Source organism: Bacillus thermozeamaize, assembly GCA_002159075.1.
In the GTDB taxonomy this organism is placed as follows: Bacteria; Bacillota; Bacilli; order ZCTH02-B2; family ZCTH02-B2; genus Bacillus_BB; species Bacillus_BB thermozeamaize.
Map to the genome: position 1 here is coordinate 79365 of LZRT01000056.1, position 21662 is coordinate 101026.

General features: G+C 51.6%; 15 protein-coding genes. 10 read left to right on the forward strand and 5 right to left on the reverse strand.

Annotated elements, in window-relative coordinates; translation table 11 throughout:
- Window positions 1-34 precede the first annotated feature (34 nt).
- The 4 genes from BAA01_14380 to BAA01_14395 all read right to left on the reverse strand — a co-directional run bounded on the left by BAA01_14380 (window position 35) and on the right by BAA01_14395 (window position 6911).
- Window positions 35-1138: an alanine dehydrogenase gene (locus tag BAA01_14380; GenBank protein OUM88812.1), complete on the reverse strand. Its 1104-nt coding sequence runs from the start codon at window positions 1136-1138 to the stop codon at window positions 35-37.
- Window positions 1139-1420: 282 nt separating this feature from the next.
- Window positions 1421-3394, reverse strand: a complete 1974-nt coding sequence (locus BAA01_14385) for a methylhydantoinase (protein ID OUM88813.1) — start codon at window positions 3392-3394, stop codon at window positions 1421-1423.
- A gap of 23 nt (window positions 3395-3417) precedes the next feature.
- Complete coding sequence (locus BAA01_14390; protein ID OUM88814.1) at window positions 3418-5451, reverse strand: hydantoinase; 2034 nt, start codon at window positions 5449-5451, stop codon at window positions 3418-3420.
- Window positions 5452-5501: 50 nt separating this feature from the next.
- Complete coding sequence (locus tag BAA01_14395; protein OUM88815.1) at window positions 5502-6911, reverse strand: permease; 1410 nt, start codon at window positions 6909-6911, stop codon at window positions 5502-5504.
- A gap of 371 nt (window positions 6912-7282) precedes the next feature.
- Between BAA01_14395 and BAA01_14400 the strand changes: the two genes are divergently transcribed.
- The 5 genes from BAA01_14400 (at window position 7283) to BAA01_14420 (ending at window position 15659) form a co-directional block, all read left to right on the forward strand.
- A complete protein-coding gene (locus tag BAA01_14400) occupies window positions 7283-8908 on the forward strand; it encodes a hypothetical protein (protein OUM88816.1) in 1626 nt (541 codons plus the stop codon).
- A 92-nt stretch (window positions 8909-9000) separates the two neighbouring features.
- The gene (locus tag BAA01_14405) at window positions 9001-10158 is read left to right on the forward strand and encodes an acyl-CoA dehydrogenase (GenBank protein OUM88817.1); all 1158 of its coding nucleotides are present in this window, start codon (window positions 9001-9003) and stop codon (window positions 10156-10158) included.
- Window positions 10159-10220: 62 nt separating this feature from the next.
- Window positions 10221-10700 carry a dehydratase gene (locus BAA01_14410; protein OUM88818.1) on the forward strand — a complete coding sequence of 160 codons (480 nt, stop codon included), beginning with the start codon at window positions 10221-10223 and terminating at the stop codon, window positions 10698-10700.
- Between the two features lie 43 nt (window positions 10701-10743).
- Window positions 10744-11985, forward strand: a complete 1242-nt coding sequence (locus tag BAA01_14415; protein OUM88843.1) for a formyl-CoA transferase — start codon at window positions 10744-10746, stop codon at window positions 11983-11985.
- Between the two features lie 212 nt (window positions 11986-12197).
- On the forward strand, window positions 12198-15659 hold the full coding sequence (locus BAA01_14420) for a hypothetical protein (GenBank protein ID OUM88819.1): 3462 nt from the start codon (window positions 12198-12200) through the stop codon (window positions 15657-15659).
- A 26-nt stretch (window positions 15660-15685) separates the two neighbouring features.
- Here the strand turns inward: BAA01_14420 and BAA01_14425 are convergent, their stop codons facing one another.
- The gene (locus BAA01_14425) at window positions 15686-16639 is read right to left on the reverse strand and encodes a hypothetical protein (GenBank protein ID OUM88844.1); all 954 of its coding nucleotides are present in this window, start codon (window positions 16637-16639) and stop codon (window positions 15686-15688) included.
- A gap of 293 nt (window positions 16640-16932) precedes the next feature.
- Here BAA01_14425 and BAA01_14430 point away from each other — a divergent pair, with 293 nt between their 5' ends.
- The 5 genes from BAA01_14430 (at window position 16933) to BAA01_14450 (ending at window position 21661) form a co-directional block, all read left to right on the forward strand.
- The gene (locus BAA01_14430) at window positions 16933-17325 is read left to right on the forward strand and encodes a GntR family transcriptional regulator (GenBank protein ID OUM88820.1); all 393 of its coding nucleotides are present in this window, start codon (window positions 16933-16935) and stop codon (window positions 17323-17325) included.
- A 31-nt stretch (window positions 17326-17356) separates the two neighbouring features.
- On the forward strand, window positions 17357-18463 hold the full coding sequence (locus tag BAA01_14435) for a hypothetical protein (GenBank protein OUM88845.1): 1107 nt from the start codon (window positions 17357-17359) through the stop codon (window positions 18461-18463).
- Window positions 18464-18648: 185 nt separating this feature from the next.
- Window positions 18649-19413, forward strand: coding sequence for a hypothetical protein (locus tag BAA01_14440; protein OUM88846.1), 765 nt, complete (start codon window positions 18649-18651; stop codon window positions 19411-19413).
- 248 nt (window positions 19414-19661) lie between these two features.
- The gene (locus BAA01_14445; GenBank protein OUM88821.1) at window positions 19662-21089 is read left to right on the forward strand and encodes a malate dehydrogenase; all 1428 of its coding nucleotides are present in this window, start codon (window positions 19662-19664) and stop codon (window positions 21087-21089) included.
- Window positions 21090-21247: 158 nt separating this feature from the next.
- Window positions 21248-21661 (forward strand): hypothetical protein, encoded by a 414-nt coding sequence (locus tag BAA01_14450; protein ID OUM88847.1) that lies wholly within the window; start codon window positions 21248-21250, stop codon window positions 21659-21661.
- The last annotated feature ends 1 nt before the right edge of the window (window position 21662 follow it).

Sequence of the window (21662 nt, forward strand, 5' to 3'; positions counted from 1 at the left end):
AATCTTGAAATGATGATCCATGAACAGACAGGCTTTACGCGATCGGATGGGTCTCCAACTGGAATGCCTCGGCCACGGCAGGATTGACAACGCGGCCGCCGGTGACATTCAGCCCTTTCCGCAACGCCTTGTTGGATTGGATGGCTTTTTCCAAGCCTTCGTTGGCAATCTGAAGGGCATAGGGCAAGGTGGCATTGGTCAGGGCGATGGTTGACGTATACGGTACGGCGGCAGGGATGTTGGGCACCGCATAATGAAGCACGCCGTGTTTTTCATAGACAGGGTTGTCATGCGTGGTGACCCGGTCTACCGTCTCGATGCACCCGCCTTGGTCGACGGCCACATCCACGATGACCGACCCCGGCTGCATCTGGCTGACCATTTGTTCTGTCACCAGCTTGGGGGCTCTCGCCCCGGGGAGCAGCACCGCCCCGATTAAGAGGTCAGCCTCTTTGACCGCCGATGCGATGTTGTAAGGGTTGGACATCAGGGCGTTGATTTGTCCATGAAACAAGTCATCCAGTTCGCGCAGCCTTTTTGGCGAATTCTCCAAAATCGTCACCCGCGCGCGCATGCCGAGCGCCATTTTGGCCGCGTTGGTTCCCACAATCCCGCCGCCGATGATCACCACATGCCCCGGCTTGACCCCGGGCACGCCCCCCAGCAGGATGCCTTTTCCGCCGTGACTTTTCTCAAGAAACCTCGCGCCGATCTGCACCGCCATGCGTCCGGCCACTTCGCTCATCGGCATCAGCAAAGGGAGCGATCCGTCGTCCAACTGGATGGTTTCATAGGCCACCGCATGGACGCCGCTTTTCATCAGTTCAAAAACCAGGTCGCCCGCGGCAGCCAGGTGAAGATAGGCGAACAGGATCAACCCTTTCCTGAAATATGGATATTCTTCGGGAAGCGGTTCTTTGACCTTCATCACCATCTCGGCTTCCCGCCAGACGGTTTCCCGGTCGGCAATCCGTGCCCCCGCGGCACGGTAATCCTCGTCGGAAAACCCGATGCCGGCGCCGGCCGACCGCTCCAGAATCACCTGGTGCCCGGCCTGGGTCAGCTGATGGACACCGGCAGGCGTCACAGCGACACGGAATTCGTTGTTTTTGATCTCCTTGGGAATGCCGATAATCACGCTTTCATCCCCCCTTAAACCGTGATTATTTTCAGATTACATAATAAAGAAGAAAACAAGCACTAACCATCTGGTCAAGAAAATTGATAGTAACACTTTACATTGTGTACACAACAACATTCTTTTGTTCGTTTCGCTTCTTGGTGCGTTTACCTGGAGAATCGAATAAAAAAGGAGGCCATCCTATGGTTGAAACGTCACATATCCATTCACAATTCCCATAGGAGCCACCTTTTACAGATATAATCTCATCAAAATTTCATTTATATACCTAACTATAAATTAATCCCAATATGCAACTGAACGTTTTTGCAACATTTCCCGAAATTGCTGAGTTGATTTTTTCAAAACTGTATCATTCTTAAAATCAACGATGACTCCATAACGTCGAATGAGATCTAACTTGTCGATTTCGCCCTTTTTGTACATCTCATATACCACATTGATATCTTCGTTTAGCCATTTTTTCCGGTTGTTACGGATATATTCACGTGTCCGCTGGGTGGCCTCCATATCGATCTCATATTGATCCAGGTCTCTGTCAATTTCTCTAATTACCACGCCGTAATCTTTTTCCGCTCGTTCAATGGAGACGTATCCATCAATCACATCTTCCAAAACCGCCTCAGGAGATCGCTGTAAGGGGTCTCCCAAGCCTCCGCCACCGGCTGACGGACGCGTGAAACTGTCTCCTTCTTTTACTTTTACATTGGAAAAAATGGCGCCTAAAAACTGTTCGTTTTCTTTTCCTGGATTTAACCACGCCCCGTGGGGATAGGATGGCAGTCCTCCAAATAACCCCCAGGTTACGGAGCGGGAACGATCGCAACAATAGGACATCACTGTATCTTTCACTTTGGTCAGGATGCCTCCCTTTTCTACCCCGCATCCACCACGGTATTTTCCTGGCCCTCCTGAATCGGGGATAATCTCATGCTTTGTGGTAATGACGGGGGAAAGTCGTTCCTGACCTTCACAAGGCTGAATGCTCAACCCGAGACCAAATACAGGTGAAAGGGCATTGGCACCGTCGCGATCGCTGCGTCCTCCGTGCCCTCCGGCCATCCAGTCATACCACATAAAATAACGGTCATAATTTGCTCGTTTGTCCCAACCCCCAATTAAAAGGTATTCCAAGTTAAACGAGCAGGCGAGGGCTCTTTCAGGGATGATATTTGACCAAAGTTCAAAGCAGGCGTTCATAATTTTCTCATAGGCCCCAGAACAAAATCCGGTCACGGCCACTGGCCAAGGCGCATTTACCACCGAGTTTTCGGGTAAATGGGTGTGAATGACTCGATAGAATCCTGAGTTGAGCGGTACATCTGGGAAAAATGTTTTTGTTCCCGCATAAAGGGCAGATAGAGTAGAGCCAAATGCGGAATTCAAGAAACATCCGATATACGGATGCGAACCTTCCAGATCATAATAAATCTCGCCATCTTTGATCGTCATTTTGACATGGATCGGAATTAAACCGTCTCCCAATTCAGGATCCATATCGATGTAATCCACCGTCTCCCAAGTTCCGTTTGGTAATTCTTTCAATTTAGCCCTCGTTAGTCTTTCTACATAGTCCTGCACTTCTTCAAATGCCGTTAAGACGGTATCCAACCCGTATTTTTCCACAAGTCGGATTAATTGTTTTTCTGCTACCTTTGTTGCTTCAGCTTGGGCGCGCAAATCTCCTAATCGTTCTTCTGGTACACGCATATTAGAAACGATAAGATTAGCAACATCTGATAAATATTTTCCCTTGCTCCAAATTCGTACGGGCGGAATACGTACACCCTCACCATAATGGTCTTTCGAATTAATATCAAAAGATCCTGGTACCGAACCACCCATATCCGCCCAGTGACCATTCGACTGCATAAAAGCGATCAATTTATCGTTGTAAAAAACTGGACGGATGACCCGCACATCATTAAAATGGGTGCCACCTCTGTATGGGTCATTTACAAGAAACACGTCACCCGGATGAATGTCGTCTCCAAAGTCCTCAATCACCGCTTTTGCTGTCAGATGCAAGGTTCCCACATGAACGGAAATGTCTTGCGTTCCCTGCATGACTGTGTTCCCATCTGCGTCACACAAAGCAGAACTGAAATCTCGGTTATAAATCACAAAGGAATAACAAGTTCTCAGTATTTGTTCCGCCATTTGATCAACCAAGTTGATAAAACCGTTTTTCAATACTTCGAACGTTACTGGGTCTAGTTTGACTTTGTTGTTAACAGTTTTAACATTAGTCATGGCTTTCTTACCCTCCTGTTCATCTAATTTTTGTAAGATATGATGAGATTGCCATATTCATCAACCTTTGCATGGAACCCTGGTGGAATCAAAATAGTGGAATCCAATTCTTCTACAACAGCAGGTCCGTATATTTCTGCCTGTATTGGAATATCCGGACGGTAATAGATGGGTGTCCGAACAAATCCTCCGGTCTCTTCGAAATATACATCTCTTGATTCTTTTAGTGCCCCTTCCAATGTTCCCTTCGGTTCTTTTTTGGGCAATTCGGGTTTTGGTACTGTACCAATGGCTTCCACTCGCAAACCGTAAATTTCTACACCTTGATCCCGGTTTGAGAAGGCAAATTCTCTCTCGTGTTCTTGATGAAATTTCTCAAGAGCCGTACTGAGCGATTGAATTGGTTTGCTTAAAGAAACATGTAGTGAGCGCCATTGTCCTAGGTAGCGCATTTCTATATAGCGGATCAATTTCATGTTTTCAGGACCTATGCCGTCTTTTTCGAGAAGCTGGATTGCTTCTTTTTCCAAGTTGGAAAATTCTTCTTCCAATTCTTCAGCTGCTACCTCGTTTACACTTATTACAAATGTCTTCGATACGTCATGGCGTACATCAACTAACAGACAGCCCAGCGCAGCAGCTACTCCTGGATGAGGCGGAATGATGACATGCGGAATATCCATTTCTTTAGCCAGGTATGCGCTATGCAATGGACCGGCACCTCCAAATGCAACAAGTACAAATTCTCGTGGATCATAGCCGCGCCGGACGGAAATCAAACGTAGCGCATCACACATATTTGCATTGGCCACTTTTAATATGGCGTTGGCTGCTTCATAATCCGTGTACCTGAATTTTTCGCCTATTTTTCGTATCGCTTTCAATGCCGCTTCTTTGTTTAATTCCATTTGACCATCTAACAGCTTGGTATTCAGGCGACCGAGAACAAGATTGGCGTCTGTATTGGTTGGCTCTGTCCCTCCGAGGTCATAACAGGCTGGCCCAGGTTCGGCGCCGGCACTTTGCGGACCATTGCGTAGCGAGCCGCCCTCATCGATCCAAGCCAGGCTGCCCCCGCCGGCCCCGATCGTTAAAATCTCAATACTTGGAAACCCAATCGGATATCCGTATTCGATATACCAATCTTTTGTAATGCGTAGATTTCCTTCATACATGAGGGAAATGTCGGTACTGGTCCCCCCCATGTCAAGCCCTATTGCGTTTTTGAACCCACATAAGTTGGCGATATATTGACTTGCGATTGCTCCGGCGGCGATGCCGGAACTTGCCAGACGTGCTGCATAACGAGGAACAGTTTTTGATGTCATCACGCCGCCACCCGAATGCACAACCAAAATATCGCCTTCATAACCTTTGTTTTTCATCTTGTTTTCTAGTAAGCTAATATAATGACTGACCTTTGGACCCAGAACGGCATTGATGATTGTAGTGCTCATTCGTTCATGTTCAAATATCTCTGGTAAGATTTCGCTGGATGTACAAATATACACGCCGGGCAATTCTTCTTCTAGAATCTTTTTTAATCTGGCTTCATTGGTTCCGTTTACATAAGCATTGATAAAACAAATAGCAACCGATTCATACTTGCGTTTTTTCAGTTTTTGTGCAAGCTGCCTGACTTCATCTTCACTAACTTCAACCAAAATTTTTCCCGAATAATCCACTCTTTCTTCTATTTCGAAGCGATCCCGGCGCCGAATATAGGGGGGTGCTACATCTTTATACGCATCCCACAAATCGAGTTTGGTTCCACGGCGAATTTCCGGAACGTCTCTAAATCCCTTGGTGGTAATGAGTGCTGTTTTTGGCAATTTACGTTCGATTAACGCATTGGTGCCAACAGTGGTTCCGTGAGAGAACATTTTGATCTCTTTTCCTGATAGGTTTAACTTTTCAATTCCGTTGATTACGCCTGTCTCTGGATGAGATGGAGTGGATGACACTTTTGTCACGAGCATCTTTCCGTCATGTTCATTGAAAGCAATGACACCTGTAAATGTTCCTCCGACATCAATGGCAATGCGGTATTGGGTCATAATATCATCCTCCAAATCTGAAGATTAAATTTAATAATTTAGAAAATTTGCTAAATAACTTCTTCTACAGGGTGGTCTGTAACGATTTGTTTGGCATAATATTTTCCTTGGGTTACTAATGCCAGTACGATGACCAAAATGAAGGCAACGATTCCAGCAAAGAATGCTGCGATATTTTGAAGTAGTGTGCCCATGAAACCAAAGGCTGCAAATGTTCCTAGGATACTTGCGATGATTAGAGCAGTAACCCCGACAGGGTTCCAAGCATACAGATATTCTCTGCGATATTCGAAATAATTCGGTCCTAATTTTAACACTTTTTTTACAATAATGGCGTCAGCGACGATCGTAGCTGCCCAGGCAAATAGAAAAACTCCTTGGAAAGTAAGCAACGGACCAAGGTGATCTAAAATCCCAGCAAGCATCGAAATAATCGCTGTGACAGAAACAAAAACCACCCAGAACGTGCGACCAGGCTTAAAGTTAAAGACATTTTCGAAGAAGTTGGATAACGAAAGAGAACCGCTGTATAAATTAGTGATATTTATTCTAAATTGAGTAATTATAGAAAATAACGCTCCAAAAATACCTATGGCTTGTACGAAATAAACTCCTGGATTGGCTTCCATGAAGCGTACGCCGAACCAAATGCCAATGACGCCCATGAGGAAAAAGCAGACCAGTGGTGGAATAAAACCTACTGCAAAAACGCCAATCTTGAATTGTTCCCATTTAATGAATCGGGCGTAGTCGGATAGCAGCAAAGCAACAATGCCTACCAGGCCATTCATTGTTCCGATACAAGTCAATAATGCGATTCCTCCAATCTTCGCGTTTTCGGGTAGGTACGTCCACACTGATCCCGAATAAGCCGGTTCCATTTTCGCTGCTGCAATCATGCCTGCAATGAGTAAAATGATGAAAATTGGCAACGACCACTTCTGAAATTGATCCAACTGTCTCACACCAAACCAGTTGAAAGGAATAACGACGAGACCAAAAAAGATCATATAAACCCATAATGGAATCTGTGGCAAATATTCGTAAACCGCTCCAGCCATAATGGCTCCTTCAATGGCACAATACATAATGAAATTGATAGCATAGATAAATGAAGTGATCGAAGCGCCAATATATCCGTATCCACCGCCACGGGCCATCAGATTGACGTTCAACCCAGATTTTGCGGCAAAGTATGCGATTACAATTCCCAGAACTCCAGTAATCACAGTCGCATATATTTCAGCAAGCAGGGCATTAACCGAACCGTATGATACTGCCATTAGGCTGCCCATTTGCATAAAGACAAGTGCTGTCGCTACACCAATGGCCACGTTGGTAATTGACCACCAGTTCATGCGATAATGCTGTGGGACTTTTTCCAATGCGTAATCTTCTTTCCTTTCTTCTTTACTTGTAATGGAAGACATGCTGGTTTGTGTATTTAAAACTTTTTCCATATTACAACCACTCCTTATTAAGCTGAGAAATAATCATTTTGATTAATAGAAATGCTTTTATTATAGTGTTTAAGATTTCTAGTATACATAGAAAAATCTCGCGCCAAAAAAGCGTTTTCATATTTTGTGTATTTCACCGAATCTACATACAACCACTCCTTTTATAAATTTTTGATCAATTGAAGAGATGAAGCTTTCTTGCGAAATCCTATCAGTTTCTCGACCCAATTTTACAAAGATGTGAAATACGATAAAATATCAGTACACGCATAAATTCTAAGTTATGAAATTTCATTGCGGCATGTATCGAAATGTTAATAATATGCCGTTGAAATTTTACATTTCGTCTATTTTTGGGGGCATTCGTTCCGATGGACGTTTACCATACATTGACTGTGAAGGAGATTCTTGAGCGGCCGCTGTTTCGCAAGGCCAAAGTGGTAGCAGGCCACGAAGGGTTAAACCGTGTCGTCAAGTGGGTACATGTGTTTGAAGTCACGGAAATCGGGGAGCTGCTGCATGGGCATGAGCTGATTCTCTCGACAGGCATCGTGTGGGGACAGAAGCATCTGCGCCTTTCTTTTCTTCAGCAGTTGATTGAAAAGAACGTATCGGCGCTTTGCATCCAGTTGGGCTACTACTTCGAAAAGATCCCGGATGACTTGATTCAGATGGCCGACCGGCACCATTTTCCGGTTATCGTGTGGGAGAAAGCGGATGAAATTCCTTATGTCGATATTACCCAGGATCTGCACCGCGCGCTGATCAACAAGCACTATGAAATGGTGGATCAACTGGAAAGATTCTCAAACGAGGTGAATCAACTGCTGCTTTCCGCCAACGCCCTGCCGAAGATTTTGCACCGTCTTCACCGCTTTTTGAACGTACAGGTCGCCTATCTTCCGCTGCAGGGGGAAGCGCTCTGTATCCCGAATCCCGGGGCAGAAGAAAGAAGAGAAAAGATATTGTCTCTGGTCCGCTCCGGCGAGCTGGCGCGATCCGGTTTGTGCGTCGCGGTCAAACCGGTTCAGGCGTTCAATCAAAAGTGGGCTGATCTTGCACTCATTTCACGCAACCGTGAACTCACCGAATTTGATTCCTTAATCCTGGATCGCTGCGCCACGGCGGTGGCCCAGGAACTGATGCGGACATTGTATGTGGAAGAAAGAAGGCGGCATCAAGAAGATCAGTGGATATATGACTGGCTGAGCGGCAAACACCAGGATGAAGAAGTGTTCCGTCGGCTGAAAACCATCGACCCCGCTTTCAAGACGTTTGCGTTTAAAACGTTTAAGGGATGTGTCTGCGTGGCCGGCATTGAGAAACAGCAAAGTTTTGACAGGACATTCAACGAATCACAAATCTTGCATTTGGCCGTCATTGCCCGTTCGATTTTTCAGCAGTACGGTTTTATCACGCTCTCCACCATGCGTGAACCGTTCCTCATTTTTATCCTGGTTGACACACGGGATGGTCAAGCGTGGAAAACGCGCGTCACGGAAGCGTTGGAGCGCATCAAGGGATCGGCCGTATCGGATAAAGTGGGTTTTACGGAGCTCAAGCTTGGTGTCGGAAAAATGGTGGACGATGTCACGCACATCAGCAAAAGCTTTCAGATGGCGCAAAAAGTGCTTGAGATTGAAGAAAAAGCCGGCAAGAAAAACAGGCTGTTTTACGAAGATTTGCATATCTACCGCCTTTTTGATGCCGTATCCGACGAAGAACTGAAGGAATTTGTCATGGATTACCTGAAGCCTGTCATCGACTACGACAGGCAGCGCAATGGCGAACTGATGCAGACGCTGTATACCTACCTGGCCTGCCATGGTTCAAAACGGGAGACGGCGGAAAAATTGTTTGTGGTGCGGCAAACGCTGTATCACCGGATACAAAAACTGGAAGAACTGCTGGGAAGCGATTTCATGTCGCCGGAAAAACGGCTAGCCATTGAATTTGCGGTACACGCATACCACTACCTCTATAAGTCCAAGAACTAAGGCTAGACATCCGATATTGGATACAGTATCCTTAATTATAACCTTTGTTGGTTTTTATCTTTTGATTATCCCAATGGTAAGGAGGTTTTCTCTTGGCAACCAAAGAATTGCACGAAGATCTGCGGCAAGCCGTGCGGAAAATCTGTGCCGATTATCCGGACGAATATTGGCGTGAACTGGATCGTGAGCGGGCATATCCGGAAGCGTTTGTCAACGCGTTGACCAAGGCCGGCTATTTGTCCGTGCTGATTCCGGAAGAGTATGGCGGTTCCGGGCTGGGGATTACCGAAGCCTCCATCGTCCTGGAAGAGATCAACCGCAGCGGCGGGAACGCAGGTGCTTGCCATGCCCAGATGTACACCATGGGCACCCTGCTGCGTCACGGTTCCGAGGAGCAGAAGAAAAAATACCTGCCGAAGATAGCCAGCGGCGAGCTGAGGCTGCAGGCATTTGGCGTGACAGAGCCCAATACCGGTTCTGATACGACGAAACTGCGGACTTTTGCCGAGCGCAAAGGGGACAAATATATTGTCAACGGGCAAAAGGTGTTCATCTCACGAACGGAATATTCCGATTTGATGTTGCTGCTGGTCCGCACCACCCCGATCGATCAGGTGAAAAAGCGGACGGAGGGCTTATCTGTTTTGCTGGTTGATTTGCGGGAAGCGGTGGGGAACGGGATCACCATTCGCCCGATTCGCACGATGATGAACCATTCCACGACGGAATTGTTTATCGAAAACCTGGAAGTTCCGGTCGAAAATTTGATTGGCGAGGAAGGAAAGGGCTTTCGTTACATTCTGGACGGCATGAACGCGGAGCGCATCTTGATCGCCGCCGAATGCATCGGAGACGGCCGCTGGTTTATCGAACGGGCCGTCAATTACGCCAAGCAGCGCGTGGTCTTCAACCGCCCGATCGGACAGAACCAGGGCATCCAGTTCCCGATCGCCCGGGCCTACGTGAACATTGAAGCGGCTGACCGGATGCGGTTCCATGCGGCTTCGCTGTTTGATCAGGGACAACCTTGCGGCGCGGAAGCCAACATGGCCAAATTGCTGGCTGCTGACGCTTCGTGGGAGGCGGCAAACGTGGCGCTGCAAACCCATGGCGGTTTTGGCTTCGCGGAAGAATACGACGTGGAGCGGAAATTCAGGGAGACCCGCCTGTACCAAGTGGCGCCGATTTCCACCAATCTGATTCTTTCCTATGTTGCCGAACATGTATTGGGACTGCCTCGTTCTTATTGATCAAATAGAAACAGATACAATAGATGACCAATACAGATAGATAACAATAAGGAGGAGCGACAATGGAGCAAAACAAGGTGAGGATGGAGGAATTTGGACGTTATTTTGAGGATTTTGAAGTGGGCGAGGTGATCCGGCACTGGCCTGGCCGGACGATCACGGAGTATGATGACACCTTGTTTTCGATGCTGACAATGAACCATCACCCCTTGCATATCGATGCCCACTATGCAGCCGGCACGCAGCACGGACAGCGGTTGGTGGTCGGCACGTTGGTGTTCAGTATCGTTGTTGGCATGACTGTCCGTTCGATCAGCGGCAAGGCGATCGCCAACCTGGAGTATTCCAACGTCAAGCACGTCGGTCCGACATTCCATGGCGACACGATTTACGCAGAGACCACCGTCCTGGACAAAGTGGAATCGCAAAGCAAGCCGGATCGCGGCATTGTCCACGTTCGCACACGCGCCTGGAACCAGCGCGGCGAAACCGTGCTGACCTTTGAACGGAAGGCCCTGATTCCGAAGCGGCCGAAAGAATGAGGCTTCCTTACATTTTGCCGGAAGCGTGGGCGGTATCATGTTCATGGATGAGGAAGGGGGTGAGGCGGTGGGCAAGCCATTGCAAGACGTGACAGTGGTGGATGTGACGGCCAACATCGCCGGACCCAGTGTCACCATGATCCTCGGCGATCTGGGAGCAGAGGTCATCAAGGTGGAGCGTCCCGGCAGAGGGGATGACGCCCGCGGCATGGGCCCGCACATCGGCGGGGAAAGTTGTTATTTTCTCAATATCAACCGGAACAAGAAGTCGGTTGTGATCGACATCCGCACGCCGCAGGGCAGGGACTTGATGTACCGGCTGATCGAACAGGCGGATGTGTTTGTTGAAAACTTTCGTTACGGAAAGGCGGAGCAGCTAGGCTTTGGGTACGAGCGGCTGAAACAGCTGAACCCTTCGTTGGTTTACTGTACCATTTCCGCCTACGGGCAGGCGGGGCCGGAGCGTGAGAAACCCGGATATGACGGCCTGTTGCAGGCGCGGACGGGGATCATGACAGTGACCGGTGCGCCCGGAGGCCCCTCCGTGCGCGCCGGCGTGTCCATCCTCGATCAGGGAAGCGCCCTGTGGGCCGCCGTCGGGGTGCTTGCGGCGCTATATGAGCGTCGCTCGACGGGAAAAGGGCAACGGGTGACCGCCTCGCTGTTTGAGACGGGACTGTCGTGGGTCGGATACCATCTCCTCGCTTATCTGGCCACTGGACAGGAACCCGAGAAGATGGGGGCGGGGCATGCCGCGTTTGCTCCCTATGATGCCTATCCGACGGCGGATGAGGAGTTGTTGATCGGGATATCCAACGACAACCTTTTTGCCAAACTGGCTGCCGCGTTGGGAAAAGAGGAGTGGCTGGCGGACGAACGGTATGCCACCAACCTTTCGAGAGTCCGCCATCGGAAAGAGCTGGATCGGGAAATCATCCGCATTCTTCAAACCAGGACATCGGCGGAATGGCTGGAACGATTGAGTGCCGCCGGCGTGCCTTGCTCCCGGGTAACCCGGATAGGCAGCCTCCTGGATGATCCGCAGGTAGAGGCGGTCGGGATGCTGCAAGAGGTGGAACATCCGACGCTCGGAAATATCCGCCTGCCTCGGCTGCCGGTCCAATTGTCAGAGTCGGCGGTCGGGATAACCTCCAGCCCGCCGCTCCTCGGTCAGCATACGGAAGAGGTTCTGGCGGAACGGCTCGGACTGACGCAGGAGCAAATGGAGAGACTAAAGGAACAGCGCATCATCCAAACGCAACCGGAAACGTCCATGGCGCAGTAACAAAAGTGAGACGGCAGCAACCGTGATGAGGACTCTGGCAAGTCCCTTCATCCATCCATGAGGGGATACCAGAGTTTTTTGTTTACAGATCAGACTCTGGTCGGGACGTTTTCGTTCCCGGGTCCAGGTGAAAAATTGTCCCGACTCAAGTATAATAACCGCGGATGAAAAAGGTTGCCATGTTTACAAATTCTTAGAAAAGGACGGGAGATATGAGCAGGCTGATTCGTTTCAGTATGCAAAATGCGGTTGTCGTTTTGCTGATCATCGCCATGATCATCGGCGGTGGACTGTTGTCTGTACAGCAAATGAACATTGAACAATTTCCAAATGTGGATATTCCTTATCTGACTGTCGTCATTCCCTATCCCGGCGCTTCCGCGGAACAGGCGATGAACGATATCGGCAAGCCATTGGAGGCGCAGCTGCGGAACATCAAGGGTGTCAAGAACATTTACTCCGAGGGGAATCCCAACGTCTATTATGCGACATTGGAGATGGAAATGGATGTAAAGTTAGATGAGGCGGAGCGGGAAGTGCGCGATGCCTTGCAGCGGGTCAAGTTGCCGGAGGAGGTCAAGCAGCCTCAGTTTTACCGCCAGTCTCCTTCGGGAAATCCGGCTGTCTACAGCATCGGCGTCTATGCGGAGAAAGAGGAACTGGCCAAGGTGCAGCAACATGTTGAGGAGCGGCTGCTCCCCTCGCTGGAGGCGATTGAAGGGGTTTCTGAGATCAAGCTGACGGGCGCCGAAGAGAAAAAAGTGTACGTCCGCCTGATCCCGGACGCCCTGAAGAAACATCACCTGACGATGGATCAGGTCAAACAGGCGATTATCGCCAACAACCTTTCGGTCCCGACCGGAGAGATCGCTTTTGCTGACCGGCGGTTTCCCATCCGGGTCAACCAGAAGCTGGAATCGATTGAGGAATTGAAGCAGATTGAACTGCCGGTGGTCAAGCAGGACCTGTCGGGACTGGATAAGGCGTTTCATTCCATCGGTGATGGCATGAACAGCATGGGCGGACACCTGCAGGAGCTTGGCAAGGGAATGGGCCAGCTTGGCCAGGTGCAGGGATGGCAACAGCAGCAAATCCATCTATTGGCGGCAATTCAACAACTGGCCGGCCAGCAGATGCAGGATCAATCGCGGTTGCAGCAGCTGTTGGCACAGCGGCAGACGGAACCGGAAGCGGTGCCGGAGGAGGAGATTCAAGCCCTTCAGCAAAAGATCCGACAGCAGGAACAAACGTTGCAGCAGCTCCAGCGGCAATTCCAGCAGCTCGGCCAGAAGGTATCGCAGGCGGGCGCATCCCTGTCCCAGAGCCATCCGCAATCCCCGGCAAGCCCGTCCGGAAACAAGTCAAACGCCTCCATTTCTGCCGAAGCGAAAATCGAAACGCTGAAGCTGGGAGACATCGCCGAAATCACCTATGAAACGGATGAGGCCACGACGCTGAGCCGCGTTAACGGGAAACCGGCCGTCATTCTGGAAGTGATTCCGGAGACGGGAACCAATGTGGTGTCCATCGTGGAACAGGTGGAGAAGGTGCTGAGCAATCATCCGTTGCCGGAAGGCTACCAGGTGGAAGTGCTGCGGGATCAGTCCACCCAAATTGAAGCCTCCGTCCATGGCATGCTCCGGGAGGCATTGCTGGGGGCTTTGATGGCTGTTGCGGTGACGCTTCTTTTCTTGCGGAATCTGCGTTCTACGCTGATCGCGGTGATTTCGATTCCGCTGTCTGTCCTGACTTCTCTGATCGTGCTCAGGTACCTGGGCTATACGCTCAACCTCCTGACGCTGTCCGGGATTGCCGTGGCGGTGGGGCGGGTCGTGGATGATTCGATTGTCGTCATCGAAAACATTTTCCGCCGGGTCCGCCTGTCCAGGGAACGGGATGCGGAGTTGGTCGCGCAGTCCACCCAGGAGGTGGCCAATGCCATTACCTCGTCCACCATCACCACCGTGGCGGTGTTTCTGCCGATGGGGTTTGTCTCGGGCATTGTCGGCAAATTTTTTGCGCCGCTGGCCTGGACCGTGGTGATTTCACTGCTTTTCTCCCTGCTGGTGGCAGTGACAGTCGTCCCGCTGTTCTCCCGGCTGTTCCTGCTTAACCTGAAACCGGAGGAGCCGCGCGTCAACGCCTTGCAGCGAATCTACCGGCGGGTCTTGCGCTGGTCGCTTCACCATCGTCTGGCTACACTGAGCCTGGCCTTCCTGCTGCTGATGGCCAGTGTCGGCTTGATGGTCCCGAGGCTGGGCTTTAACTTCCTGCCGCAGGAGAAGGTGTTGGATTACGCGGTGGAGGTCCGTATGCCGACAGGAACGACGATCAAGAAACTGGATCAAGTCACCCGCAAGGTGGAAGAGACGCTCTTGAGCAAGGAAGGGATTCAGTGGGTGGCCGCCACCGTATCCGGAAAAAACGACTACGCAGCCATTGCCTTTAAGGTGGCTGAGGACGTGCCGGAAGCCGAGGTTTCTTCCCTGATCGGGTCGTTGCGCCAGGAATTCAGCGGCCTGAAAGAGGCGCAGAGCGTGACGGTGACCGAGATCGGCGGGCTTGTCGGAGGACAGGCCAATGAGTTTGTCCTGGTTGTCAACGGTCCGGATATTGAAACGATCCGCCAGGCTAGCGATCAGATGCTGCATGCATTGAAGGCGGTTCCCGGGTTGGCCGATTTGGACACTTCCCTGAAAGCGGAGATTCCGGAAGTAGAGCTGGTGCTGGATGAGGATGCATTGGCACGGCACGGGCTGAATCCGGGCATGGTGGGGATGAACCTGCGGACGCTCATTCAGGGAGAGGCGGTCACCCAGCTTTCGCTGGATGGGCAGGATACCGATGTGATGTTGGGGCTTCAACGCAAACCCGTGTCTACCATCGAGCAGCTGGGCAGCCAGGAGATTCCCAACATTCTCGGCGAGGCCGTCCAGCTGGATCAGATTGGGCAGCTGAAGGAGATCCGTTCGGTGCGCAGCGTGATGCGCCTCAACCAGCGGGAGTATGCCATGATTCAGGGGCTAATCACCGATTCCAACACCGGAAAGGTTTTGGAGGAGGCGAAGGAACGGCTGGAAGGCCTGAAGCTGCCGGATGGGGTCAGCTGGTATTTTGAGGGAGCCTCGAAAGCGATGAGTGACGGGTTCAAAAACATGGGGATTGCCCTGATGCTCAGCATTCTCCTGGTCTACGTGGTGATGGCGGTAGCCTTCGGCGAGGCCCTCGTGCCGTTTGTGATCCTCTTTGCCATTCCCTTTTCAGTGATTGGCGCCCTGGCCGGGCTTTTCTTCCTGCAGGAGCCGATCGGCATGCCGGCCATGGTTGGCTTGCTGATGTTAAACGGCATCGTCGTGACCAACGCGATTGTCCTCCTCGACCGGGTGAAGAAAAACCGGCTGCAGGGGATGCCCGTAGAGGAAGCGCTGGAAGAAGCCGGCATGACCCGGTTGCGTCCCATCTTGATGACAGCCATCGCCACGATTGGGGCGCTGACGCCCCTGTTGTTCAGCACCTCAGGTGGCCTGTTGTCCCGTTCGCTGGCAGCGGTGGTGGTGGGCGGATTGACCACCTCGACACTGCTGACGCTGGTGATTGTTCCGGTGCTGTATCATCTGTTTCTCGGACGTAAGCCGGCAAGCAGCGTGAATCAGACCGTGGCCGGGGAAATGTGAGGGGCAGGATTTCCGGGAGAGTCGTTTCACTGTTCCAGCGACTGACATTCCTGTGCCAGACGTTTCTCGGCTTGCCGTTTCATCCGCCTGCGATGCATGGATTCATCGACCATGCCGGTGCCCAGGAACACCCCGGCGGCGATGAAGAGAAAACTGACCAGATGTTCCGGATGGAGCGGCTCGCCGAGGAACCATACCGCTCCCAGCAGGGAAAACAAAGGCGTCAGATTCAGGAAGATGGCCGCTTCGGCCGTGCCCACCTGGTGAATGGCCGTGTTGTACAGGAGATGTCCCAGCCCTGTGGCCAGTACGCCGGATGCCAGAAAGACCGACCAAGCCAGGAGCGTTCCCTGGGTCAGACTGGCCATGCCGTGCGGTTCCAGTTGCAGGGCCAGCAAAAAAAGGAGAAAGGAACCGATGAGCTGGGACATGCCCGTCACATAGGCGGCTTCCAGCGTAGCGGTGGCCTTTTTCACCAAAACGAAACTGATTGCCTGGGCCACAACGGCGAAAAAGACAAACAGGTCGCCCATCGACAGGTGCCAGGAGCCCGTCTGCTGGGCCAGCACGATCAGAACGACGCCTGCAAATCCGGACAACAGTCCGCCGATCCGGAACGGGGACAGCCGTTCTCCCAACATGACCGCGGCCAAGATGGACGTGGCGATCGGGATCGTGCCGAGAATGAGCCCGCCGTTGGCGGAGGTGGTATTTGCCAGTCCGACCGAGAGAAAAAAGTGATGGCCCAGAATGCCTGTCAGGGAAATGGTGAAAAGATACGTCATCTCGCGCCGGGTCAGCTTCCGCCAGAGCCGCCTTAAAACAAGGAGCGGCATCAGCGACAGGGAAGCGGTAAAGATCCGGAGCGAGGTGATCGTGACGGGCGCAAACTGGTCAACGATGAACTTGACGGCGATGACGTTGAGTCCCCAGATCACCATCACGCCGATGAGCAGGATGTATAATCGTGTGCGAGTCAAGGCCAGCATCCTTTCCTGATCCTTTCCTGATCTTTCTATGAGGCCGGGACGAAGATGACGATGGATGGCATTTTAATTGGCATTGTAACACGAATGCCGTCTTTTTTCATGTTTGGCGTCGCTACTGTGTACTGAATGCTTTACCTGATCTTTACCTTTCCTTCCGATCATGTGAACCCATTTTTGTGCAAATCCATCTCCGGCGGCCATCCGCTTGATTTGAGGTGGATTTTTCTTTTTTATCTGTTATATAATATATATAACAGATGGAATAAAGGAGGTGCGCCAATGCCATGTTCATCGAGCTGGATTTGCAATCGGATGTTCCGATCTACACCCAATTGGTGAACGGCATACTCGAAGGGATTGCCAAGGGAGAACTGAAACCGGGCGATGAACTGCCATCCGTAAGGATGCTGGCGGCCGATTTGGGAATCAACATGCACACGGTCAACAAGGCTTATCAGTTGCTGAAACAGGAAGGGTTCATCCAGACACATCGGAAACGGGGAGCGGTGGTGAACACGGAAGGTTTTCCCGGTGCCGATGAGGCCTATCTCCAACGGCTTGAGGCGATGCTGAAACCGCTGGTGGCCGAGAGCATTTGCCGGAGGCTGGATGAGGAGCGGTTTCTAGAGGTATGCCGTGCGTTGTATGCGCAATTCCGGGGGCAAGGAGGAGAATGAGATGAATCAGGAACTTTTCATTGCCATGCTGATCGAGACGTTGACGATGGTGCCGGTTGTGGTATTGCTGGCCAGTATACCCTATTTAACCCGTCGAACGGAAAGTTTCGGCGTGTCGATTCCAAAAGAGGTATACGCCGACGAAGAATTGGTCCAGATGCGCAAGCAGTTTGTCCGGCGTTTTGCGGGCGGAAGCGCTGTGCTTTTGGTCGCCGGCCTCCTGCTGATGACATGGTTGGCGCGGCGCGTGCCGGTGGGCGAGGGGCTTCAAGGGGCCATGTTGACCGCTTTGCCGCTGCTTGTGCTGGCCCTTCATTTTGGCCTTTATTTGCATTATCACTTCCGGATGAAGTGGCTCAAAGCGGAACGCCAGTGGCAAACCGGTTATGTGGAAAAGGTGGTGGTTGATACGCGCTTCCGGGAGCAGCCGCTTCGATATTCGAACTTCTGGCTCCTGCCGTCCATTTTCGTGATGTTGCTTACAGTGGGCATGACCGTCATCTTTTGGGATCGCATCCCGGAGAAAGTGCCCATGCAATACAACTTTTCCGGGCAGGTGACCAACTGGGCGGACAAATCATGGGGCACCATGTCCCTTTTTCCGCTGTTCCAATTGGGGATCATCTGCCTGATGGGATTCGTCAACTGGACCATTGGCCTGGCCAAGCAGCAATTGGATCCGGATGACCCTGAAACATCGCGCAGCAGAAACGTGATTTTTCGCCGCCGGTGGTCAGCTTTTCTCATCTGGAATACGCTCTTGATCACGCTGTTGTTCTTTTATGCGCAGTTGACGTTCATTGTGGCTGTACCTGGGTTTGTCACGGCAATCATTAGCTCCCTCTTTGCGGCGGTGGTGCTGGTTTGGACGCTGGCGCTGTCATTCCGGACGGGTCAGGGCGGAAGCCGCGTGCGCGTAAAGGCCCAGGATGGAGAAAGGCTGATGAACAGGGATGACGACCGGTACTGGAAACTGGGACAGTTTTACTTCAATCCGGATGACCCGGCGCTATTTTTGGAGAAACGCTTTGGCATCGGCTTTACGCTCAACTTTGCCCGGCCGGCCGCCTGGCTTTTTCTCTTGCTGATCCTTGGGTTGCCGCTTGGCATTCTGATGGTGAGCCTTCTGATTGGCTGATGGATAGATGGCTTGATAAAAATGATTCGGAGAGGCGTGATTGGGTGATGACGCAGGAAAACCGGAGGAAAGCGATTCGTTTTGTTCTTTTGACGTTCATCATCAACTGGGGGTTGTTCGGATTGGCCTATTTGCTCGGCCGGCATTGGCCCGTCCCAATATGGATGCTGGCGTTGTCGCTGTATATGCTCGTGCCGTTGGCTGTGTCCGTTGTTTTGGCGCGGTTTGTCGATCGGCGCTCCGTGAAAGAGATGTTGGGCATCCGTTTTCGCTGGAACCGGTTTTTCACCATGGCATGGCTGCTGCCGCCGCTGCTCGTCCTGCTCACATTGGGGATCAACCTGTTTTTTCCTGGAGTGGATTTTGCCCCGGCCAAGGAGGGGATCCAGGTTGAAAGAATGGGACAGAACTTATCGGATGAGGAAATGGCGAACATCATGGAACAGGCAAGCCGTTTTCCCGTTTTCTGGCTGGCTTTGGTCTCGGGAATGGTGGCGGGGATCAGCGTCAATGCGGTGTTTGCGTTTGGCGAGGAAGCAGGCTGGCGAGGGTATTTATACCAGGTTTTCCGTCCGCTTGGTTTTTGGCAATCGTCTTTGTTGATCGGGCTGATTTGGGGCCTCTGGCATGCGCCGCTCATCTTGCTGCTGGGACATAATTATCCGGTGCACCGGCTGGCTGGCGTCGGCATGATGCTCCTCTTCTGCGTGCTGCATTCAGTGATATTGACGTACATCCGCAGCCAATCCGGATCGGTTCTGGCGCCGGCCATTTATCACGGCACGATCAATGGGCTGGGTGGCGTCTCCCTGCTGCATCTTCAGGGAGGAAATGACCTGTTGAATGGGTTGACTGGATTGGCAGGCTTACTGGGCGTATTCCTGATTTTGCTCGTGTGGATCGGTTATGGAAGGCGGCAGGGAAAACGATTGGATGTGCTGCAGGATTGACCGAAAAATTTTTTTCCTTTTGGGATTTTCTATCGTTTTGTCCTGTGTTATAATATCAGACATCTATTCATTCTGTTATAAAACAATGGGATCGTCGCAAATCGGCTCTATGTTTTTATTGCGTTGTATGGTATCCTTCTGGAAAGTGAACCAGGATTAGTATCTTTGTAGTTCCCGAATATGGAAGCCGAAGGAGCGGCAAAATCGATTGCCATTGAATCGAGGCCTAAAAAGGAGGTATGCCATCGATGACGTTGCCAACAAAAGCCAATCCAAATGTGATCCTTCGCCTGGAGATCTCCCCTCCCAGCTCTTTTGGTTCTGTCGTTTCCGCGATCAGCGAAGCGGGCGGGGATGTGGTAGGCATCGACATGATCGAGTCGACGCCGGAGTATACGGTGCGCGATTTGACGATCAATGTTGCGGATCAGCAGCAAGCGGATCAGATCGTGGAAGTGGTCAAACAGATCCTGGGAGTGAAGCTGGTCCATGTTTCCGATTCGGTTTTCATGATGCACCTGGGCGGCAAGCTGGAGACCCAGCCGAAATTTCCCATCAAAAACCGGGATGATCTGTCGCGTGTCTACACACCGGGTGTGGCGCGGGTCAGCATGGCGATTCATGAGGACGAAAACCTGGCCTTTACCTTTACCATGAAACGCAACACCGTGGCTGTGGTCAGTGACGGGACGGCGGTGCTCGGCCTGGGGGATATCGGACCGAAGGCGGCGATGCCGGTGATGGAAGGCAAGGCGGTACTGTTCAAGCAATTTGCCGGCGTCGACGCGGTGCCCATCTGCCTGGATACGAAAGATGTGGATGAAATTGTCCGGACGGTGAAGTTGATTGCTCCCGCCTTTGGCGGCATCAACCTGGAGGACATTTCTTCACCCCGTTGTTTTGAAATTGAGGAGCGGCTGAAAGAGGAACTGGACATACCGGTGTTCCATGACGATCAGCACGGAACAGCAGTGGTCACGCTGGCTGGCTTGTTGAACGCCCTGAAAATCGTGAACAAGCGCATTGAAGACATCAAGGTGGTGATCTCCGGCGCAGGTGCTGCCGGCGTGGCGATCGGCAAAATGTTGCTCAGCGCCGGGGTAAAGAACATCATCGGCATTGCGCGGGCCGGCGTGATCGAACGAAACGGGCAGTATACCCAATACAACCACCGCTGGTTCGCTGAAAACACCAATCTGGAAAACGTCAAGGGGGCACTGTCGGATGCCATTGTCGGTGCGGACGTGTTCATCGGCGTGTCCCAGCCCAATACGCTGACAGTGGATGATGTGAAGAAGATGGCCCGCGATCCGATTGTCTTTGCGATGGCCAACCCGATTCCAGAGATTGATCCGATTGAGGCGGCGCCCTATGTACGGGTGATGGCGACCGGCCGTTCCGATTTTCCCAACCAGATTAACAATGTCCTCTGTTTTCCGGGGATTTTCCGCGGGGCACTGGATTGTCGGGCAAGCCAGATTAACGAAGAGATGAAGCTGGCGGCTGCACAAGCGATCGCCTCTGTCGTTTCGGATGAGGAGTTGAATGAGTCCTACATCATTCCCAGCGTTTTCCATCAACAGGTGGTGGAACGGGTTCGGGAGGCGGTCATCGAGGCGGCCATTCGTACCGGCGTGGCCCGTCGCCGGCCGCGCAGGACGGAAGTTTTTGCCTAGCCCTGCGTGCCGTTCCCGAGTGTCATCTTCAAGCATTCGTGCCAATAAGTACTATCCGTCACAAGCAGGATTTCCATCATCCATCGCGAATCAGATCAATCAGAATCCAAGGATTCATGAGATATTGGATGGAAATGAAAGGATGGTTTGGATTCGCGATGGGAATTCGCTGTCAATGTGGGGAAACGATGGAAATTCAGCTTCGCACCTTGGTTTATCAGGGCCAAGTTGAAATAAAAAATGTGCCGGTCACCTCTTGCCGTGCTTGCGGACGGACGCAGGTGGTGGAAGAGGTGAAACCGGAACTGAAAGCGTTGCTGAAAAAGTTGGGGGATCATCCGAAATCCCAACTTGTGGCTTTTCAAGAGGTTTCCTCTTTTACACAGGTATTGGTCGAGGCGGCCGATGAGGCGACCGGGAACGGGAAGGAGCATTGGACGGAAGCGATGCGCCGGATTAAGGTGGATGAACTGCTGGATCTGTTGCTTTTGGCCCGTTCATTGGGAGATGCTCGCTGGATGGGAGAGATTGAGGAGAAGCTCCGCGCCTGGGCGCAGCTGGTTTCTACCTGAT

Excerpts from the sequence above, each read along its gene's own strand:
- BAA01_14415 (OUM88843.1), top strand. The coding sequence starts at position 10,744 with ATGGATGAGGAAGGGGGTGAGGCGGTGGGCAAGCCATTGCAAGACGTG.
- BAA01_14440 (OUM88846.1), top strand. The coding sequence starts at position 18,649 with ATGCTCGTGCCGTTGGCTGTGTCCGTTGTTTTGGCGCGGTTTGTCGAT.
- BAA01_14390 (OUM88814.1), bottom strand. The coding sequence starts at position 5,451 with ATGACCCAATACCGCATTGCCATTGATGTCGGAGGAACATTTACAGGT.
- BAA01_14395 (OUM88815.1), bottom strand. The coding sequence starts at position 6,911 with ATGGAAAAAGTTTTAAATACACAAACCAGCATGTCTTCCATTACAAGT.
- BAA01_14445 (OUM88821.1), top strand. The coding sequence starts at position 19,662 with ATGACGTTGCCAACAAAAGCCAATCCAAATGTGATCCTTCGCCTGGAG.
- BAA01_14400 (OUM88816.1), top strand. The coding sequence starts at position 7,283 with ATGGACGTTTACCATACATTGACTGTGAAGGAGATTCTTGAGCGGCCG.
- BAA01_14410 (OUM88818.1), top strand. The coding sequence starts at position 10,221 with ATGGAGCAAAACAAGGTGAGGATGGAGGAATTTGGACGTTATTTTGAG.
- BAA01_14385 (OUM88813.1), bottom strand. The coding sequence starts at position 3,394 with ATGACTAATGTTAAAACTGTTAACAACAAAGTCAAACTAGACCCAGTA.
- BAA01_14430 (OUM88820.1), top strand. The coding sequence starts at position 16,933 with ATGTTCATCGAGCTGGATTTGCAATCGGATGTTCCGATCTACACCCAA.
- BAA01_14420 (OUM88819.1), top strand. The coding sequence starts at position 12,198 with ATGAGCAGGCTGATTCGTTTCAGTATGCAAAATGCGGTTGTCGTTTTG.
- BAA01_14450 (OUM88847.1), top strand. The coding sequence starts at position 21,248 with ATGGGAATTCGCTGTCAATGTGGGGAAACGATGGAAATTCAGCTTCGC.